This window comes from Roseovarius aestuarii (genome assembly GCF_019966515.1).
In the GTDB taxonomy this organism is placed as follows: domain Bacteria; phylum Pseudomonadota; class Alphaproteobacteria; order Rhodobacterales; family Rhodobacteraceae; genus Roseovarius; species Roseovarius aestuarii.
In genome coordinates this window covers 41643-60292 of sequence record NZ_JAIMIB010000003.1, presented here as the reverse complement: position 1 = coordinate 60292, position 18650 = coordinate 41643, and the positions used below count along the sequence as shown (strand labels likewise).

Annotated in this window: 19 protein-coding genes and 1 tRNA gene; 6 read left to right on the top strand and 14 right to left on the bottom strand. The window is 57.1% G+C overall.

Going from position 1 to position 18650, the window contains the following annotated elements; genetic code table 11:
• Positions 1-24 precede the first annotated feature (24 nt).
• Entirely contained in the window at positions 25-1602 is a 1578-nt protein-coding gene (locus LC334_RS05360) for a Hint domain-containing protein (RefSeq protein ID WP_085799238.1), read from the top strand.
• A 1-nt stretch (position 1603) separates the two neighbouring features.
• Positions 1604-2695, top strand: a complete 1092-nt coding sequence (locus tag LC334_RS05355) for a Hint domain-containing protein (RefSeq protein ID WP_085799237.1) — start codon at positions 1604-1606, stop codon at positions 2693-2695.
• A gap of 325 nt (positions 2696-3020) precedes the next feature.
• Here LC334_RS05355 and LC334_RS05350 read toward each other — a convergent pair whose 3' ends face one another.
• Complete coding sequence (locus LC334_RS05350; protein WP_085799236.1) at positions 3021-3347, bottom strand: hypothetical protein; 327 nt, start codon at positions 3345-3347, stop codon at positions 3021-3023.
• A gap of 1496 nt (positions 3348-4843) precedes the next feature.
• Between LC334_RS05350 and LC334_RS05345 the strand changes: the two genes are divergently transcribed.
• Entirely contained in the window at positions 4844-5461 is a 618-nt protein-coding gene (locus LC334_RS05345) for a hypothetical protein (RefSeq protein ID WP_085799235.1), read from the top strand.
• Between the two features lie 120 nt (positions 5462-5581).
• Here the strand turns inward: LC334_RS05345 and LC334_RS05340 are convergent, their stop codons facing one another.
• The 3 genes from LC334_RS05340 to LC334_RS05330 form a co-directional block, all read right to left on the bottom strand.
• Entirely contained in the window at positions 5582-5914 is a 333-nt protein-coding gene (locus LC334_RS05340; protein ID WP_085799234.1) for a hypothetical protein, read from the bottom strand.
• Entirely contained in the window at positions 5907-6734 is an 828-nt protein-coding gene (gene dapD, locus LC334_RS05335) for a 2,3,4,5-tetrahydropyridine-2,6-dicarboxylate N-succinyltransferase (RefSeq protein WP_085799233.1), read from the bottom strand. Before dapD ends, LC334_RS05340 begins: the two co-directional genes overlap by 8 nt.
• Positions 6735-6886: 152 nt before the next feature.
• Complete coding sequence (locus tag LC334_RS05330; protein WP_085799232.1) at positions 6887-7807, bottom strand: threonine/serine dehydratase; 921 nt, start codon at positions 7805-7807, stop codon at positions 6887-6889.
• A gap of 79 nt (positions 7808-7886) precedes the next feature.
• On the opposite strand from LC334_RS05330, the gene LC334_RS05325 reads away from it, so the two are divergent.
• Complete coding sequence (locus tag LC334_RS05325) at positions 7887-8708, top strand: LOG family protein (protein WP_085799517.1); 822 nt, start codon at positions 7887-7889, stop codon at positions 8706-8708.
• On the opposite strand, the gene LC334_RS05320 is transcribed toward LC334_RS05325, so the two are convergent.
• From LC334_RS05320 to petA, 5 genes are all read right to left on the bottom strand, one after another.
• Entirely contained in the window at positions 8705-9082 is a 378-nt protein-coding gene (locus LC334_RS05320; RefSeq protein WP_085799231.1) for a hypothetical protein, read from the bottom strand. The genes LC334_RS05325 and LC334_RS05320 overlap by 4 nt on opposite strands.
• Positions 9083-9091: 9 nt before the next feature.
• The gene (locus LC334_RS05315) at positions 9092-9865 is read right to left on the bottom strand and encodes a DUF6478 family protein (protein ID WP_085799230.1); all 774 of its coding nucleotides are present in this window, start codon (positions 9863-9865) and stop codon (positions 9092-9094) included.
• Positions 9866-10167: 302 nt separating this feature from the next.
• Positions 10168-10965: a cytochrome c1 gene (locus LC334_RS05310; protein ID WP_085799229.1), complete on the bottom strand. Its 798-nt coding sequence runs from the start codon at positions 10963-10965 to the stop codon at positions 10168-10170.
• A gap of 16 nt (positions 10966-10981) precedes the next feature.
• Complete coding sequence (petB, locus tag LC334_RS05305) at positions 10982-12304, bottom strand: cytochrome b (protein ID WP_085799228.1); 1323 nt, start codon at positions 12302-12304, stop codon at positions 10982-10984.
• Positions 12305-12316: 12 nt separating this feature from the next.
• The gene (gene petA / locus LC334_RS05300) at positions 12317-12877 is read right to left on the bottom strand and encodes a ubiquinol-cytochrome c reductase iron-sulfur subunit (RefSeq protein WP_085799227.1); all 561 of its coding nucleotides are present in this window, start codon (positions 12875-12877) and stop codon (positions 12317-12319) included.
• 222 nt (positions 12878-13099) lie between these two features.
• On the opposite strand from petA, the gene LC334_RS05295 reads away from it, so the two are divergent.
• Positions 13100-13786, top strand: a complete 687-nt coding sequence (locus LC334_RS05295) for an outer membrane protein (RefSeq protein ID WP_085799226.1) — start codon at positions 13100-13102, stop codon at positions 13784-13786.
• Positions 13787-14001: 215 nt separating this feature from the next.
• Here LC334_RS05295 and LC334_RS05290 read toward each other — a convergent pair whose 3' ends face one another.
• The 5 genes from LC334_RS05290 to dapF form a co-directional block, all read right to left on the bottom strand.
• Positions 14002-14604, bottom strand: a complete 603-nt coding sequence (locus tag LC334_RS05290) for a glutathione S-transferase (RefSeq protein ID WP_085799225.1) — start codon at positions 14602-14604, stop codon at positions 14002-14004.
• Positions 14605-14668: 64 nt separating this feature from the next.
• The gene (locus LC334_RS05285) at positions 14669-15295 is read right to left on the bottom strand and encodes an FMN-binding negative transcriptional regulator (protein WP_085799224.1); all 627 of its coding nucleotides are present in this window, start codon (positions 15293-15295) and stop codon (positions 14669-14671) included.
• A 48-nt stretch (positions 15296-15343) separates the two neighbouring features.
• A complete protein-coding gene (locus LC334_RS05280; RefSeq protein ID WP_085799223.1) occupies positions 15344-15997 on the bottom strand; it encodes a glutathione S-transferase in 654 nt (217 codons plus the stop codon).
• A gap of 3 nt (positions 15998-16000) precedes the next feature.
• Complete coding sequence (mtaB, locus tag LC334_RS05275; protein ID WP_085799222.1) at positions 16001-17257, bottom strand: tRNA (N(6)-L-threonylcarbamoyladenosine(37)-C(2))-methylthiotransferase MtaB; 1257 nt, start codon at positions 17255-17257, stop codon at positions 16001-16003.
• The gene (gene dapF / locus LC334_RS05270; RefSeq protein WP_085799221.1) at positions 17254-18087 is read right to left on the bottom strand and encodes a diaminopimelate epimerase; all 834 of its coding nucleotides are present in this window, start codon (positions 18085-18087) and stop codon (positions 17254-17256) included. Before dapF ends, mtaB begins: the two co-directional genes overlap by 4 nt.
• Before the next feature lie 108 nt (positions 18088-18195).
• On the opposite strand from dapF, the gene LC334_RS05265 reads away from it, so the two are divergent.
• Positions 18196-18271 (top strand) — tRNA-Lys (locus LC334_RS05265).
• Positions 18272-18650 lie beyond the last annotated feature (379 nt).

Sequence of the window (18650 nt, the reverse complement as noted above, 5' to 3'; positions counted from 1 at the left end):
CCAACAGATGGGTTGGGGCAGGAAATGGTTGCAGGTACAGAGCTGCCGATCAACAGGAACGCCACGGCGGTCCAGATGGCGCAAGAGATGTTCGGCAACGGCGTTACCGTTGTCAGCGCCTCTTATACCGGTGACCGGGACTCCTCGGGCATCTACACCAATGGTGACGCGATCGCGCCCGGCGTCACGCCAGGCGATACCGGCGTATTGTTTTCCACCGGCGATTTGCGCGGTTTTACCAATAGTGCTTCGCAATCGAACCTGAACACCAACACGACCACCAACTCAAGCGGACCTAACAACGATCCCACTTTCAACGCCGCCGCTGGCGCAAACACCTTTGACGCATCCTATATCGACGTCGACTTCATCCCCACCGGCGATACGATGTCGATGCAGTTCGTCTTCGCTTCTGAGGAATACCCTGAGTTCACCAACGGGCAGTTTCAGGATTTCGTTGGCGTCTGGATCAACGGCACACAGGTCGATCTGGCAGTCGGTGACGGCGATATCGATCCGGCTAACCTGAATTCGGGAAGTAACGGCAACCTTTTTATCGACAACACCGCCGACCAGTTCAACACCGAGATGGACGGCTTTACCGTCACCATGACGTTGAACATTCCGGTCAATACCGGCGTCGTGAATTCTATCCGCATCGGAATCGCGGATGTCGCCGATAACCGCTACGATTCCACCCTCCTGATCGCAGGGAACAGCATCCAGACCAGCCTCGTGGCGAACGATGACAACTCGAACCTGTTTCCCACCGGAACCAAGACGATCGATGTGCTGGCAAATGATTCAAACAATACCGGCGGCACGCTCACCATCACCCAGATAAACGGTCAGAATGTCGTCGCGGGCAGCACAGTGACTTTGGCCAGCGGCCAGCAGATAACGTTGAACGCAAATGGCACCATCACCATGGTCGGCGATGGCGATATCGAGGATTTCGCCTTTACCTACGAGGTTTCCAGCACCAGCGGCGACACCGATGTGGGATTTGTCACCGTTTCGTCGATCCCGTGTTTCGTCGCCGGCACCTTGATCCGCACACAGGATGGAGAAAAGGCGGTGGATGACCTGTCGCCAGGCGACATGGTGATGACCAAGGATGAGGGCGCGCAGCCCCTGCGCTGGATCGGTCAGCGGTGCGTTGCAGCCAAAGGCGATTATGCCCCCATTCGCATCGCCGCCAACACTTTCGGGCCTCACCGGGAGTTGTTGCTTTCACCGCTGCACCGCGTCCTGATCCGCGACAGCCTGGCCGAGCTTCTGTTTGGCGAAACCGAAGTGCTGGTCGCCGCCCGCGATCTGGTCAACGATCGCTCCGTCCGCCGGGTCGAAGGCGGGATGGTGGATTACGTGCATATCCTCTTTGACCGGCATCAGGTGGTGTTCTCGGAAGGGCTGGAAACTGAAAGCTTTCTGCCCGGCCCCCAGACCGCCAAGAGCTTTGAAGCCGAAATCGTGCAGGAAATCTGCGCCTTGTTCCCCGAAATCGATCCGGAAACCGGCGCGGGCTACAGCCCCGCCGCGCGCCGCACGTTGAAACGCTACGAGGCACAGCTGCTCATGACCGGCACAAAGGTAGCCTGAGGTGGGGTGGATTGGCATCGCGGATCTGGGTGGTGGTCGTTTCGACCCGGAAGGCTTGGGAAAACAGGCCGGGAAGACCCGCAATACGCTTGATCCAGATGCTCTGATGCCGCAGGGCACGCTGATGCTCGAAACCCGCCTATCGTGCTGTGCGACACCGCAGACCCTGCTTGCCTTCCGGGGCAACCCACCTTTGGCCGGCAGTTTTTCCCTGCAAATGCTGCCAGGTGGCGGCATCATCCTGATCGAAACCCACGGTGATGACCTGCGTCACACCACGCTGCCACATGATCCCGATGGCCGCACCGACGTGCTGCGCCTGACCTATTGCTGGGATGTGCCGGGTGGGTGGGCCAGCCTGACGCTCGAACGCCCCGGAACGGATCTCGTTCAGTCGGTAGCACTCGCCCCACCGCGCCCGTTCCCGGTGCGCGACATCCAGTCAATGATCATGGATCCGCGCCGACGCGAGATGCATGCCGAAGTCGATTTCATAGCTGTTTCGAGAAAAACGGAACCGGTCGGCCCGATGCCCGGCCTCAGCGGCAGCGTACCGGTGGCAACACCAAAAGGAAACATCTTTGCCGACCGCTTGCGCCGCGGGAGCATCGTGCAGACAGCAGACGGCGCACAGGTCCCCGTACTGCAAACCGTACGCCGGACGGTGCCCGCGCGCGGTAGCTTCCGCCCGGTGCTGATCCGCGCACCCTATTTCAACCTGCGTCAGGATATTGTCCTGGCGCCGCAGCAGCGGCTTGTCATAGGCGGCTCGGAAGTCGAGTACATGTTCGGCAAGGAAGCCGTGCTTGTCCCGGCCCGACATCTGGTCAACGGCATCTCGACACGCTTTGCCGACGGTCCCGATCTGATCACATATCACCATATCGTGTTACCCGGCCACGAGGTGATCCTGGCTGCCGGGTGCCCGGTTGAAAGCCTCTATCTGGGCCGATTGCGCCGCAAGCCCGAGCAACTGGCCCTAAGTATCCTCGCCGGAGCCGACCGGTCGCTTCTACCCGAACATCCCAAACCGGTCTGGCCGGTGTTGAAGCCGTTTGAAGCGGTCACTTTGGCGATGCATCGCGCGGCGTAAAAACCGGCATCAGCGAATGTTCCAGATGCGGACAGACCCGCCTTTTGCGCATGCCACTTTTGCTGACGCAGAAACCATCCTCAGAGAAAGGAGGAAAATCAAGAAACTGACAATCCATAAACGACGCTTGCAGCACCAGAAAGCTGCGGCCTAATATGAAACCAATGATGAACCAGAGCCCCGGTTAGCAAAGACGCTCAGTTTTCCAGAACGTTTGAAGACGGACCTACTGCGCTCCTGCAGCAATTTTCGTGCTGCGCGCGCAGAGAGAAGACCTAAGGTACAGGATGGGCTCAGAGAAAACGTTCGCCATAGGTCTTTCTGCTCAGAACTTCCGACAGTCAGTGAACCCTTCACCCTCTAGAAACTCTCCGAAATCGAGGAACTGCGCGTCTTTCATCTGAACGACGAAGTTTAGCGATGCGGCTGTCACGCTGTCGCGGTCGTATTCATCTTGGCATCTGTATTGCGTTGACCAGTCGCTCCAACGAATATCAAAAACGGTCAAACTGTCGCTGTCACGGTAGAAGTACCCGCGCACATCGTTTTTTGCGACCATGTATCGACCGTTGATGACAATCATGTCCGCCGCCACGCTTGAGGCAAATATTGAAAAAATAAGCGATAGGCCCGCTAACTTCATTAATGCCATTCCTTCTCGCGGCAAGTGAGTTCGTAGGAGGCAGTAAAGGCAACCGCCCCTTGCTCGATGACAATTTTTAGCGCATCACAATCATTCAGCCAAAGGATTTTGTCGTGCCGGCATTGGGCTCAGAGCAGATGTTGGTACAGGCGAAACAGGAAACTACCCTTCGTTGTTTTTCCGGAGCAGCCAAATAAACGAGCCGATTGACAACCCCAATAACCACTTCCATTCAAAGTCCGATATTGGCGGAAATATTAAGGCTGTAACGACGAAATATAACAGCAGCCAAGATACTACGTAAATCGCTCTTTTCCACTTAGCAGACACGCGACAACTCTACCTTGCTCTAAATTGAAAAACGTTCAGGTGGGTATCCTCAAACCGCTTTTTTCGCGTATTGCCCAACTGGTAAATCCAATCTGTCCTGTCTGCTGTGGCCTCGCAAGCATTATCCGGCATGTCTATGAGGCATTACCACAATTGCTGCCCAATCAGGACTGTCAGCGTTGGTGTAGTCGATGGCCCGGGGTGTCGATTACACCAAAAGCACCTGTCGCAGGCGAGGAAGCGGCGCTATATTGTCCGCTGCATATGTTCTTACCCAATATATCGAATGGCAATACATCTCGCTTCATAGCTCCAAAATCTTCTGCCAAAACCTTTGGATCGAAAAGACAAAGAGCCACGCGTTCTCAGGCCGTCGATACTTCCCCGCAAACCGTTTGATTGAGAATATCGCACAAGGCCATTCAGACGAAGTTTGTCACTGCCAGATCAAAGAATTACACATTCGGCGGTGAAAACCCCGAGTTGGTGAAAGTTCTTTTCGACAGGCAAAGCAACCTCAACGCACCAAGGGTGGAGCGCATTATGTCACGGTATCTAACACAAACGGTTGGGGCGACAGTGCAGGGAGCAAAATAGCAGAGTGATGGTTATTGTGATGATAAAGTCGACTCATCTAGAATACCAAACTCAATCACCTCCACCGATTGCTCTTGATTCATACGCGCCCAAGGGATCGTTCTGTCCGGCGCATCCTCCGACCACCGTCATCATAGCCAGAAATACAAATGAAATTCTGATAAAGCGCATCTTTGTTCTCCAAGAATATGTATTACTAGAGAACGCAATACATGCGAAATTGGATATCTTTTGGGCACAATTTTGATTTGTCAGCTTTGCGCAACTTTTCAGATCCTCGCTGCGATTAACCTATGACTGCTTTGTTACAATTGCTGCCCGAGATGTTCCTCAAAGGTTGGAAGCAGGCTGGTTATGGTGAATATGGTCGCAATCACTTTTTGAGATGTGTGCGCTAGCCGAGCTGCGCTTAATCCAATGATGCTTTGAACGAGCTTGCAAGTGCGACACAGGCTACAATTTTGAAACTTCATTCGGCGCCTGAGGCTTGTGGTAGATGTTTCTGCTGGGGGTGATGGGCGTATCTGACGAAACCCAAGTTAAGAATTGAGAAATAGGAAGTTCGAGTGGTGACGTTAATGAACCAGCTTACTCCGCCCGAAGGCGTGACGACATACTTAACCAGCGATGGGCTACGGTTTTGGATGGACTACGCAAAAAATGGTGCGCCATATTTCGCACCGACAATTCGCACAGCTGACCCTAAGATTAGCATCGTATTTATCCCAGGAAATAGAGACACCGAAGAAGCGTATCTTCTGCGCTATCAAGGAACTGACGTCACATTTTCCAGACCGCCAGCATCTACGCATTCACATAGCGACGAACTAGATCAGCTTCGCAACAGAAATCCTGGTTACGATTTTGTTTTCAGTTGGATCGGCCGCGAAGTGGATTGGGTTGAACTTGCCGATGATGACAGCGGAAGTCGTATTCATAAAATTCAATCGACGCAAAAGTTCAACAGCCCTGAAGAACAATACGCTCTAATTGATATTTTCTGCGAGCTGATGTCTTGGACAAAACATGGTGCAAAGTTAATGGCGTTAGGTGGATTTCCGAAAAACGGGTTCGAGTTCAAAAAATGGGTCGTGGGACTTGATGTGTTACTCAAAACAACGTCTGGCCAAAGGGGCGTTTTTGAAATGAGTGATATTTGCTCAGTAGGCCGGGCTAATGATTGCTCGCATTTCTAACATTCATGCGTCGCGCAGCGTCGGTCAACTACGGGCTCAAAGCAGCCATTTTCAAATCGACTGAAAGATTTTTTCGTTTTTGGGTATCATAATCAACCCAACGCGGAATGACGTTACATACTAATCGAAAAACGGGGTGACCTGCGCGACAATCACGGCGTTTTCGTCCAGCGCGCGTTGCATCAACTCGCGCTCCTCATCGCTAATCTCGTGGCCCTCGGTCAGCCGTTCCTCCAACGTGCCGTACCCCGACACATCCAGCGGCGCGGTATCGGCCTGTTTCAGGATCGCCACGGTCTCGCGCACGGCCTCTGCCTCATCCACACCACTGGCATAAATAACCAGTGCGGCACCTGTTGCCTTTGCGGCCAACCCATCCCCATCTTTACGCCCGATCTCGACCAGCAGGGTGTAAACCTGCTGGCGAGACTTCTTTTTGGGTTTATCAGTCACGCAACAGCTCGTTGATACCGGTTTTCGAACGAGTCCTCTCGTCCACCCGCTTGACGATCACCGCACAATAAAGGCTGATGTTGTTCTTTGTCGGCATCGAACCCGCAACCACCACCGAATAGGGCGGCACCTCGCCATAGAAAACCTCGCCGGTCTCCCGATCCACGATCTTGGTTGACTGGCCGATGAACACACCCATGCCCAGAACCGATCCTTCGCGGACGATGCAGCCCTCGACGACCTCGGACCGGGCGCCGATAAAGCAATTGTCCTCAATGATTGTCGGCCCAGCCTGCATTGGCTCCAGCACACCGCCGATGCCCACACCGCCGCTCAGATGCACATTCTTGCCGATCTGCGCGCAGCTGCCAACGGTGGCCCAGCCATCGACCATCGACCCCTCGTCGACATAGGCGCCGATATTCACAAAACTCGGCATCAGCACCACGCCGGGCGCAATATAGGCCGAGCGGCGAACGATCGATCCTGGCACCGAGCGGAACCCGGCAGCGCGCCACTGATCTTCGCTCCAGCCATCGAATTTCGACGGCACCTTATCCCACCAGCCGGCATTGTCGGGCCCGCCTTCGATAATGGCCATGTCGCGCAGCCGGAAGGAGAGCAGCACCGCCTTCTTGGCCCACTGGTTGACATGCCAGTCGCCATTCTCACGACGCTCCGCCACACGCAATGTGCCGCTGTCCAGCGCATTGAGCGTATCCTCGATCGCCTCGCGGGTCTGACCGGTCGTCGCGGGGGTGATCGTGTCACGCGTGTCCCACGCGGCTTCGATGGCTTGTTCAAGCTGGGCATTCGACATGGGGGCCTCCGTTGGGTCAACTTTCAAATCTCGCAATCGCCTATATGACGCTGACGCGCGATGCGCAATGCGACGTGGCAGATAGCAATCGCGCCAGCAAAGACGCGTGAAGGCGCAGGGGTGGGCGGTTGGGACGCGCCTGAACGCGTTTTTCACCCCAGCGGGTCAGGTGCGACATTGCCGCCGCAAAGTAATACCGCAACCCGCTCACCGGGCGCCGGACGATAGGCGCCTGATATCAGCGCCGCCAGCGCCGTGGCCCCGGCCGGCTCCACCAGCTGCCGCAATGCCTGCCAAAGCCAACGCTGCGACTCTGTAATTGCACCATCACTGACCAGAACCGATTGCACATCCTGATCCAGCGCCAGATCAAAACAAATCTCACCGATACGCCGCGCGCCCAGGGCATTGGCGGCCACGCCCGATACCTCCACATCGACCGGCCGTCCCGCTGCCAGGGCCGCATGCAACGCGCAAGAGGTTTCGGGCTCGACCGCCACGATCCGGCGCCGCCCCGCCAGCCAGGCCATCGCGCCCGCGATCAACCCGCCCCCGCCGACGGCGATCAGGACGGTATCGGCGTCTAAACCCTGATCCTCCCATTCAACCATGCAGGTCCCTTGCCCGGCTACGGTCGCAGGCGCATCATAGGCATGGACTTGCATCGCGCCGCTACTCACTTCCACCGCGCGCGCCTGCGCCAAAGCATTGGCATATTCCCCCGGCACCACCGTCAGCTCCGCACCTGACCTTTCGATCAGCGCAATCTTGGCGGGTCCGGCCATTTTTGGCACAAAAATCCGTGCCCTATGCCCCAGCTTTTGCGCAGCATAGGCCACCGCCGCCCCGTGATTACCGCCCGAGGCGGCCACCAGCCCGGCTTCGGGTACCGCGCCCGAAAGCAAAGTATTGAACGCACCCCTCGCCTTGAAACTGCCCGTGTGCTGCACTTGCTCAAGCTTGAACGTCACGGGCACGTCCACTCCCGGCACAGATGCCGTCACCACGGGCGTGGATCGCACGTGCGTGCGGATCCGTTCCGCCGCGATTTCAATCGATGAAATCCAATCCATTTCGCGCCCCTGTCACTGGTCAAGTCCGATCCAGTCCTATACGCCTTGTTAACCAGACCCAAGCAAGGATATGCCGGAGATGAAAGACGACCGCCGTAGCCAGTTTCGCGATGCCCATTCCGACCGTTCCTCGGCCGAACAGGTGCCTGACACGCCGCAGACCCGCGCCCCGGCCTATCGTCTTGCCTTCAACGATCTGGATTTCATGTGCCGGGACGAATTGCGGCCCGTCCGGCTGCAACTGGAACTGCTCAAGCCCGAGATGATCCTGAACGAACGCGGCATTCAAAGCACGGTTGTGCTGTTTGGTGGTGCCCGCATTCCGGAGCCCTCGAAAAAATCCGAGGCGCGCACCGAAACACTGGCAAGCCTGTCGCATTACTATGACGAGGCGCGCGAATTTGCCCGGCTGATGACCGAAAAATCCATGTCCACCTATGGCCGCGAATATGTGGTGGCAACCGGCGGCGGCCCTGGCGTGATGGAGGCCGGAAACCGCGGCGCCGTGGACGCGGGCGGCAATTCCATCGGCCTCAACATCGTGCTGCCGCATGAGCAGGCCCCGAATGAATACGTGACGCCGGGGCTCTGCTTCAATTTCCACTATTTCGCGATCCGCAAAATGCATTTCCTGATGCGGGCCAAGGCGATCTGCGTCTTTCCCGGTGGCTTCGGCACTTTGGACGAAACATTCGAGGCGCTCACGCTGATCCAGACCGACCGGATGAACCGCGTGCCATTCCTGCTCTTCGGTGAAAAATTCTGGCGCTCAATCATCAACTGGGAAGCACTGTCGGATGCAGGCACCATCTCACCCGAGGATTTGGACCTGTTCCGCTTTGTCGAAACCGCCCAGGAGGCGATAGAGATCATCGACAACTGGGAAGAAGAAAAAGACTAAGTCGTTTCCAGACAATGCCGCCGGAATGCGCGTTTGAGCAGGTCAAGTTCTTCTCGCAGAAGCGCCATCTCGGCCCGGATATCATAGCTGAGCGCGTCGCCTGACATCAGCGCGAAACTATCTAGCGTGTCGCCGCTGCGTTTGTCGCATATCAGAAAGGTCTGCACGCCGTCGGCAATCATCTCAACGGGAATCGGCACCCGTACCACCCACAGCTTTTCCTCGGGCTTCTCGGACACCTGCACGCCCGGAACCTGTTTTTGTAGATGCGTCACCTCTATCTCGGGTTGGTAGTTCCCCTCGCCCTCGTAGATCAGAACGCCTTCCCATACGCCTTCGAACAGCCGGGTCTTGGTCAGTGTCAACTCGTTCATCTTGCTCCCTCAGAATTCCGCCCGCGGCCGCCGCCCGAAGGTCAGGTCGCGAAGGATCACCTGACTCATCTGCGGGTTTTCAAAGATCAGATCGATCCAGGCGCGCTCGATACGTTTTTCGTTAAGCTCGCTATAGGCCAGATCAAACTCGACCATCACGTCTTCTTCATGCAGCGGCAGTTCGCGTACTAGCTGCTCGGTATTTGGTCCGTGCTTGATGTTGAGCCGGGCAAAGATTTCCAGCGGCTTCTCCATCTCGACAATCGTGTCCATGCGGATCAGGTGGCGGCGGGTCAGCCGATCCACTGCCTCGAAAGGCAAGTCCAGCACCAGCGACAGGAAAGAGCCGTCGAAACTGAAGACGTCCATGCGCAGCCCGTAGGGCGCCAGATCGGCCTCGCGACTGTTGCGCAACTGGCGCAGTGTCAGCTCGGAATGTGCACAATCGTGAAACAATGTCACTTCATCGCCGAGCTTGGACTTGCTTTCGACCGACGACAGGCCAGGCGTGGCCAACGGCTCGCGCCAGAGCGACGGCCGCCAGGACCAATCGGTACCATGAGGTTTGGGAAACGCGTTTGACCCGATCATCGGCAGGGCCAACCGGTTATCCGCAATCGAAACAACCTCATTCAACGAATACATCAGCTTACGGGCACGGAACCTCTCGGCCCGCAGTAGCGAATGACGCATTTTCGGTGCATCGCGTGCGGTTCTGCTCCAGCGGCGCAGCTCGCGCTGGTGGCGCGCCCAATCCAGAAATGCACTGCGTAACTTGATCATTGCGGATCCATCTTGCCGTGGTTCCGGCCCTGTTTGCCTCAGATGCCCTTGTCATAGCATTAACCAGGATTTGGAAACAATCCATCCTATTCAAGGATATAATCGCAATGAAAGCTCCGCGCCCCCAACCTCGTGGAATTCGCGCCCTTTCAACTATGCAAGAACACCGGCCGGAAACCGTCCGATATCTTAGTATCGCAATCTAGATAGGTGACCGGACAAAAAAAATCGGCGCGGCTACCTCAGGCAACCGCGCCGACTTGTCTTGAGTCTCAAATCTGTCGCCAACCGGCGACAGTGGCTTAGCCTGCCTTGTGGCACTTGCCTTTGACCGGCGCCCAGATGCGTTTGTTGGTCAGATACAGAAGCACCGACAACAACGTCAGGAAAATCACACCTGTCAGGCCCGCATGTTTCCGTGCCATCAGCTTAGGCTCGGCCGTCCACATCAGGAAGGCTGCCAGGTCTTCGGCTTCGTGATGAAGCTCGTTGCTGTGACCATCGGCAAACTCAACATCCTCGCCGGCAAGCGGTGGCGCCATCGAAATCCAGCCACCCGGGAAAGCGGTGTTTTCGTATAGCGTAACGCCGGCTTCCTCTTTCTCTTCGCCGGTATATCCGGTCAGAAGCGAGACGATGTATTCCGGGCCACCCATGCCTTTAACCAGCTGGTTGATGCCGGTGCCCTCGGGCCCGTGGAAACCGGCGCGGGCTTTCGCCATCAGGCTTAGGTCCGGCGCGTTTTCCAGGTTCGACATCGGGAAGTGATCGGTTGGCCGTGCCGGGCGGGTATCGTCCAGTTCGGGGTCGAACACCTCGAAATTCTGCTCGGCATAGGCACGCATCTGATCTTCGGGCAGATGCGGACCGCCTTCGTCGGACAGCGTGCGCAGTGGTACATAACGCAGCCCGTGACAGGCCGAACAGACCTCGGTGTAGATTTGCAGACCGCGTTGCAGCTGGTTCTGGTCGAACTTGCCGAACGGCCCCTCGAACGAGAAGTCGACGTCATGCACATGACCCTCGGCGCCGGCGGCCATTGCGCCCCCGGTCGAAAGGGTCAGGGCGGTTACAGCGGCGATGCTGAGTTTTTTCATCATTGTCCCCGATCCTCTCTTATTCAGCCGGTGTTTCGGCTTTGCCGTAATGCGCTTCGAAATCCGCTTCGATGGTTTCCGGCGCGGCAGTTGGTTTTTCGATCACGCCCAGCAGCGGCAGAATCACCAGGAAGTAGGCAAACCAGTAGGCCGAGGCGATCAGCGAATAGGTTGCATACGGCTCTTCCGCCGGACGGGCGCCCAGCCACATCAGCACGATGAAGTCGATGACCAGCAGGGCGAACCACCACTTAAACATCGGACGATACCGGCCCGACCGTACGCTGGAGGTATCCAGCCACGGCACCAGCGCCATCACCGCGATCGCACCGAACATCGCCAGCACACCGAAGAACTTGGCGTCGACGATGCCACCGGTGATCCAGCTTGCCAGTTGCACAACCCAGACTTCGCCGGTAAAGGCGCGCAGGATCGCGTAGAAGGGCAGGAAGTACCATTCCGGCACGATATGCGCGGGCGTAGCCAGCGCGTTGGCTTCGATATAGTTGTCCGGGTGGCCCAGATAGTTGGGCATGAAGCCCACGATGGCGAAGAACACCACCATGATCACGGCCAGCGCAAACAGATCCTTGATCACGAAATAGGGCCAGAACGGCAATGTGTCTTTCTCGGCCTCGGCCTTGGAGCCACGGCGCACATCAACACCTGTGGGGTTGTTGTTGCCAGTGGAATGGAAGGCCCAGATATGCACCGCGACCAGCGCTGCGATCACGAAAGGCAGCAGGTAGTGGAGCGAGAAGAAGCGGTTCAGCGTCGCGTTGTCCACCGCCGGGCCACCCAGCAGCCAGGTCTGGATCGGCTCACCGATGAACGGGATCGCACCAAAGAGGCCGGTAATCACCGTCGCGCCCCAGAAGGACATCTGACCCCAAGGCAGCACGTAGCCCATGAAGGCCGTGCCCATCATCATCAGGTAGATCAGCATGCCGATGATCCACGTAATCTCGCGCGGGGCCTTGTAGGAGCCGTAGTACAGCCCGCGGAAGATGTGGATATAGACGGCAAAGAAGAACAGCGACGCGCCGTTCATGTGCAGATAGCGGATGAAGTGCCCGCCATTCACGTTGCGCATGATGTGTTCGATCGAGGCAAAGGCCAGTTCGACATGCGGCGTGTAATGCATGACCAGAATGATGCCGGTAACGATTTGCAGCACCAGGCAGAAGGTCAGGACGATACCCCAGATCCACATCCAGTTCAGGTTCTTGGGCGTGGGGATCATCAATGTGTCATACATCAGGCTGACAATAGGAAGGCGGCTATGCAGCCATTTCTCAGCGCCAGTCTTGGGTTCGTAGTGATCGTGCGGAATTCCGGACATATGCGCGCTTCCTTATCCCAGTTTGATCGTCGTTTCATCGACGAATTCTGCTACCGGCACCGGCAGGTTTTCAGGTGCCGGTCCTTTGCGGATGCGGCCAGAGGTATCGTAATGCGACCCGTGGCAGGGGCAGAACCACCCGCCGAAATCACCGGCATCGCCCAGCGGAACACAACCCAGGTGGGTGCACACACCCATCTGAACCAGCCATTCACCGGATTCGTCCATCGACCGGTTCTCATCCGTAGCCGGCGACCCATCGTCGATATTTTCGTTACGGGCATCGCCATCGGGCAGTTCAGCCAGATCCACGGCGCGTGCCTCGTCAATCTCGGCCTGGGTGCGGCGGCGGATGAATACCGGCTTGCCCAGCCATTTCACCGTCAGCTGGGTGCCCGGTGCCACATCCGCGACATCAACCCGGATCGAACTCAACGCCTGAACGTCGGCGGACGGGTTCATCTGGTCAACCAGCGGCCAGACGGCTGCGGCGGTGGCGACAGCGCCGGTGCCTGCGGTAGCGTAATAAAGGAAATCCCTGCGGGTGCCTTCGTGATCTTCTGCGTGGGACACGAGGTATACTCCATTCTGGTGCCGAATGCGGCTCATGCAATCTCGGGTCGCGGGAATCCTGCAACCTTTCCATCGCGATGTTTAACTGTGCTTTTCGGGCCAGTCCAGAGCACAATGCCGCGGAATTGACCAGGGTGCGCTTCTGTCGCGCTTGAGAGGGCCGTATTACGGGTGTAAGCAGAGGCAAATCCTACCGACACAAACCCGAAGGGGCCTTTCGACATGAAGAACATCCTGAAATGTGCCGCCGTCGCTCTTGCGATGACCACGATGCCCGCCGCTGCAGAAGTGGAACTCAGCCTCTATCTCGGCGTGCAAAGCGTTCAGGGAAGCACCGGCTCGGGCACATTTCCTGGCGGCGTTCCGGTCAGCCGCAGTTTCGATTGGGAAGGCAGACCACTGGAAAACCCCTATTATTACGGCGGGCGTGCGATGTGGTGGACCCAATCAAATATCGGCTTCGGCATTGAGGGCACGCATACCAAAGCCTATGCCTCGACCGCTGATCTTGCCGCTATCGGTGCCAGCAGTTTCGAGCTTTCCGATGGTCATAACATCATCACAGCGAACATCATGAAGCGTTGGCCCGGTGCGTTCAAACTGGAAAAGTTCACGCCCTATGTGGGCGCTGGCGCCGGTATTGCGATCCCGCATGTGGATGTCACCGTGAACGGCGCATCGAATCGAACCTTTGGTTACGAGACGACCGGCCCCGCCCTTCGGGGTATCGCGGGCATTAAATACGACCTGAACGATCATTGGGCGCTTTTTACCGAATATCAGTTCACCTGGTCGGATAATGACATCACCATTGATGCCGATCCTTTGGTACCCGGCCAGCTTCCCGGCTCGATCAGCACCGACATTCTGACTCATGCCGTGAATATCGGGGTCAGTTATAGTTTTTGAACCAGGGCCGGTCCGTTTCGAATTGGATCGATCACGTTAATCCTGACCAGACGCTGCGGCTCGCGTTTTCCACCTGTGGGGAATCAGCGCCGCAGTCCGCCACGCATCGGTCTTCGAGCTGGGCGCCATTGGTCCGAGCTCAATGGACGCCACTACCCGCCGCACGGGCCGCCAGTACTTAATGTGTGAATGTTCGCTCAAGGCCAAAACGGGCCTCACTCGGGCGCGGTGGCTTTCATGCTGTCGCGCTCGGCAAAAACTGCCAGCCAGTCGTCCAGGGCGTCATTTCCCTTGCGCCAGTTGCGATCACCGTGACGGAAATCCAGATAGGCCAGCGCGCATCCGGTAGCAATATGACTCATATCCAGCGGACCTGACAGGTGGCTCATCCAGCGGTCGTTTATGACCGACACCGCCCCCATGACCTTTTTCCACTGGGCGTCCAACCAGTCAACGGATTGATATTCGGGCGGGCGCAGGCGCTTTTCGTAAGTCATCAACACCGCTGCATCCATGATACCATCCGCCGTTGCTTCCAATGTCAGCGTGTCCCACAGCCGGTTGGCCGGATAAAGACCTGCGCTCGCGTGGTCATCGAGAAAGCGACAGATTACCCGGCTGTCATAAAGCGCCGGACCATCTTCGCGAATCAACGTCGGCAGCTTGCCCACCGGATTGGCCGCCAGCAGGGTTTGGTTCGTGTCGTAAGGCGTGGTCATGGCCACGACAGTCTCAACCGCGTCAGTCAGATCAGTTTCAAGGATCAGAACACGCACCTTGCGTGCAAAAGGCGAGGCGTCCGCAGATAGCAGTTTCATCGCAAAAACTCCTGTTTGGATATGACAAAGGTAGGTCCATCACACCCAGTTGACCAGCGCTAGGTCAGCCGCCGGGTGTAATCCCACGCATCAACGCCGACAGCACCCGCACATCGCTGCCAAACCCGTAGGCATCCATATGATCCGCCGCACGCAGCCGCACATCATCAGGCTTGTTCTGGCTTAATTTCCATGTGCCATCAATCCGATCCACCCGCATCCGACACGGCACAATCTGGCGCATCATCTTCTCAAGCACATCGGCCGTCATTTTGACGGTGGTCCAGGGCGGCTTGGGCTGCAAGCGGCTTTCATAGACGGCGGATTGTCGGTCGAGCAGATCGTGCAATTCGTCCGCCGGGCGCTGCTCGACCTCGCCCACCATATGCACCGCCATGTAGTTCCATGTCGGCACCTGATCGTCGACGCCATACCAGTCCGGCGAGACATAGGAATGTGCCCCCTGCACTGCCAGCCGTGCCTTGAGCGGTGTTTTCAACGCCCTCGCAATCGGATTTGACCGCACCAGATGAAATTCAGCCACTGTACCATCCCCGGACAACAGAAACGGAATGTGGCTTATCACCGGCGCGTCAGAGGTGGTGACGGCTAACATGCCAAATCCCAACTCGCGGGCAAAGGTGATGTGCTGGCTGGTCGTCTCTTTGCGGAATACGGGGTTAGGGTGCATCTTGCGCGGCCTTCAAGGTGGATTATGCGCATCCTGAGGATTGCATTGCTAATTGCAAGGGAGAGAAAGCTCGTCAGGGAACAGAACTCTCTGGTCCGGCGCGCGCCACTGCGGATATTTTGTCATGATCGCAGTAAATCGGTTTGACGCTTTGAAAGCATCTAGCCAGCGGATCACATGCCGCCAACGCTGTCGATTGAACCAAACCAGATCGACATGAGCATACTGTCGAACGAAGGGCAGCACCGCCATGTCAGCCAGTGACGGCAAGGCTCCGAACAGCCAAGCCCGATCAGCCAGAAGCACGTCCAGTTCGCAAATGAACTCTGCGGCGATTTCCCGTTCTGCCTCGGCGTCCACATCTTTGTGTCGCGAGACGTATTTGTACCGATCCAGCGCGTGTTTGAACCAGCCGTCGTTTGCTTCTATCAGGCCGAATCCCTGTTCCGGCATGTTCAACCAATGCTCCGGGTCGTTTGTCTTCAGCGCCCAGATCATGATGTCAAAGCTTTCATCAATGACCTGAGATCCGGTGTTCAGACAGGGTACCGTCGCACTCGGTGAGGATTGCAGAAATTGAACCGGCTTGTCGCGCAACACCACTTCGCGCAATTCGACATGAACGCCCGCCGAGACGATCGCCAGACGTGCCCGCATCGCATAGGGGCATCGCCGGAATGACCATAAAACCGGCAAAGCCATGATCTAGGCCACCAGCCGTTGCCCGTTATGGCCGCGAATCCGCGCGGTCACGATCTGGCCTTCAGCACAGTCCGAGCTGAAATCAACTTCGGTGAACTGTTCGGTCCGTCCCATCCGGGGGCTTTCCATCAGGATCCGGTGCTCTTGCCCAACCTGCCGCTGCAGATGCCGTTCAACCTGACGCTCACCCGTCGCCCGCAACCGCGCGGCACGTTCCTTGATCGCCCGACCATTTACGGCGGGCATTCGGGCCGCCGGCGTGCCAGGGCGAGGCGAATAGGGAAAGACATGCAGCCAGGTCAGATCGCATTCCTCGACCAACCGCAGGGAATTTTCAAAATGTGCTTCGGTCTCGGTTGGAAATCCGGCAATGATATCGGCCCCGAATGTCATCTCGGGCCGCAGTCGCCGCGCTTCCTCGGCAAACCTGATCGCATCATCGCGCAAATGCCGCCGCTTCATGCGCTTCAGAATAAGATCGTCGCCATGCTGAAGGCTCAGATGCAGATGCGGCATCAGCCGGGGCTCGCAGGCGATCGCCTGCATCAGATTGTCATCTACCTCAATGGAATCTATCGAGGAAATCCGCAGGCGCAGCAGATCCGGCACCAGTTTCAGAATCCGCATCACCAGGTCGCCCAGGTGCGGCGTGGCCGGCAGATCGGCGCCCCAACTGGTCAGATCGACCCCTGTCAGCACGACCTCGTTATAGCCCCGATCCACCAACCGCTTGATCTGATCGACGACTACGCCCGCTGGCACCGACCGTGAATTTCCACGCCCGTAAGGAATAATGCAGAACGTGCAGCGATGGTCACAGCCATTCTGCACCTGGACATAGGCGCGCGAGCGTGTGCCGAACCCGTCTATCAAGTGGCCTGCGGTCTCGGTGACGGACATGATGTCATCCACCTGCACCGCTTCACTGTCGCCGATAAAATCAGCGGCAAGCCCTTTCCAGGTCTCCGGCTGCATCTTCTCGGTATTGCCGATCACCGCATCAACCTCGGCCATCGCCGCGAATGTGTCGGGCTCGGTCTGCGCGGCGCAACCTGTCACGATCAGCCGCGCTTTGGGGTGTTCACGCCTTAGCTTGCGGATTTCCTGCCGTGCCTTGCGTACTGCCTCGGCGGTCACGGCGCAGGTATTGACGACAACCGCATCGCCCAGCCCAGCCGCCGATGACAACTCTTTCATCGCCTCGGTCTCGTAGGCGTTTAGGCGGCAACCGAGCGTCGCGAAAATCGGCGGTTTACTCATTCGACCGCTCGCAGGAACTCGGCTGTCAGCACACCGTCAAATACATGCATCGTTGGTCCGGTCATCCATACGCCGTCATCGCGCCAGTCGATATCGAGGGTACCACCGTCCAGATCAATCCGCACCTTGCGCGAGCTCAGCCCGCGCCGCGCCGCCGCTACCGCTGTCGCACAGGAGGAAGATCCCGATGCCAGCGTGATACCGACACCACGCTCCCAGACCCGCATGCGGATATGGTCGGGCCCGATCACACTTGCAACCTGGACATTCGTCCGCTCCGGGAAAAGCTCATGGGTTTCGTAACGGGGCCCGAACTGCGCCAAATCAACGACCTCGGCATCCTCGACAAAAAACGTACAATGCGGATTGCCCATGCCGGTCGCCGACGGGCGGCCCTCGATCGGTAATTCGAGCGTATCCATTTCATGCGCCAGAGGGATTTCAGCCCAGCCCAGCTGCGGCAAGCCCATATTAACAGAGGTCCGCCCCTCACCAGCGTCTCGCGCAACAAGATCTCCGCGCGCTGTAGTCAGTTGCAGCTCGTCCCGATTGCTTTCATTCAACAGATAGCGTGCGATACAGCGCGTCGCATTACCACAGGCCCCGGATATGCTCCCATCTGAATTGTAAAAGGTCAGATGAGCATCCGCGTGGCCGTTCGAAATCACCGCAAGCTGATCAAAACCCACCCCAAGACGACGATCACCGATCGCAATCGCCATGGCGGGCGTGATATCAATCATATGCTCACGCGCGTCCACCACGACAAAGTCGTTTCCCAGCCCATGCATCTTCATGAAGGGCAATGCGGTATCGCGCGGTGTGCTCATGCTGGCGCATATAAACCCGCAGAACTGATGAATCCAGCACCGCAATTGATTTACATGGATTTTCGGGCTTGACCCTCGCGTCGCGTCTTTCTAGATAGGCCGCCTAGTGGGCCGTTAGCTCAGTTGGTAGAGCAACTGACTTTTAATCAGTGGGTCACAGGTTCGAATCCTGTACGGCTCACCACTGAAATCAAAGACTTAGCAGCGAAATGATCCTCTCAATCCGCTACGCAGATGTGGTTTGGGGGACATATGGGGGACAAAGTACCCATTTTTTGACGTAGTTTCGCTGTGTTCCATCATTTATTTCAACGTACTCAAATTACGTGACCAAATGACATTGGCGGATCAGGAGTTGGTGCAGATACTTAATGGCGACTCAAGAACTCCAAAATTTCACCCGCCGTCACCCTGCCGATGCCGAACATTCTCTCCCCGACGTATCTCTAACCGTACTCTTGGAGCACGCGTTGAAGTTCAGCTACAGTGTGAACATCGTTTGAGTTAATGCACGTCTGGCCCTTGTGGAAAAGGTTGTGTTGATGATTTCTAAGTCTGTAATC

What these genes read in the sequence shown, in the direction of transcription:
- LC334_RS05330 (WP_085799232.1), bottom strand. Translation starts at nt 7,807, where the DNA reads ATGGATTGGATTTCATCGATTGAAATCGCGGCGGAACGGATCCGCACG.
- LC334_RS05360 (WP_085799238.1), top strand. Translation starts at nt 25, where the DNA reads ATGGTTGCAGGTACAGAGCTGCCGATCAACAGGAACGCCACGGCGGTC.
- mtaB (WP_085799222.1), bottom strand. Translation starts at nt 17,257, where the DNA reads ATGAGTAAACCGCCGATTTTCGCGACGCTCGGTTGCCGCCTAAACGCC.
- LC334_RS05280 (WP_085799223.1), bottom strand. Translation starts at nt 15,997, where the DNA reads ATGGCTTTGCCGGTTTTATGGTCATTCCGGCGATGCCCCTATGCGATG.
- LC334_RS05320 (WP_085799231.1), bottom strand. Translation starts at nt 9,082, where the DNA reads ATGAACGAGTTGACACTGACCAAGACCCGGCTGTTCGAAGGCGTATGG.
- LC334_RS05310 (WP_085799229.1), bottom strand. Translation starts at nt 10,965, where the DNA reads ATGATGAAAAAACTCAGCATCGCCGCTGTAACCGCCCTGACCCTTTCG.
- petB (WP_085799228.1), bottom strand. Translation starts at nt 12,304, where the DNA reads ATGTCCGGAATTCCGCACGATCACTACGAACCCAAGACTGGCGCTGAG.
- LC334_RS05290 (WP_085799225.1), bottom strand. Translation starts at nt 14,604, where the DNA reads ATGAAACTGCTATCTGCGGACGCCTCGCCTTTTGCACGCAAGGTGCGT.
- dapF (WP_085799221.1), bottom strand. Translation starts at nt 18,087, where the DNA reads ATGAGCACACCGCGCGATACCGCATTGCCCTTCATGAAGATGCATGGG.
- LC334_RS05325 (WP_085799517.1), top strand. Translation starts at nt 7,887, where the DNA reads ATGAAAGACGACCGCCGTAGCCAGTTTCGCGATGCCCATTCCGACCGT.
- LC334_RS05345 (WP_085799235.1), top strand. Translation starts at nt 4,844, where the DNA reads ATGAACCAGCTTACTCCGCCCGAAGGCGTGACGACATACTTAACCAGC.
- LC334_RS05315 (WP_085799230.1), bottom strand. Translation starts at nt 9,865, where the DNA reads ATGATCAAGTTACGCAGTGCATTTCTGGATTGGGCGCGCCACCAGCGC.
- dapD (WP_085799233.1), bottom strand. Translation starts at nt 6,734, where the DNA reads ATGTCGAATGCCCAGCTTGAACAAGCCATCGAAGCCGCGTGGGACACG.
- LC334_RS05285 (WP_085799224.1), bottom strand. Translation starts at nt 15,295, where the DNA reads ATGCACCCTAACCCCGTATTCCGCAAAGAGACGACCAGCCAGCACATC.
- LC334_RS05350 (WP_085799236.1), bottom strand. Translation starts at nt 3,347, where the DNA reads ATGGCATTAATGAAGTTAGCGGGCCTATCGCTTATTTTTTCAATATTT.
- LC334_RS05295 (WP_085799226.1), top strand. Translation starts at nt 13,100, where the DNA reads ATGAAGAACATCCTGAAATGTGCCGCCGTCGCTCTTGCGATGACCACG.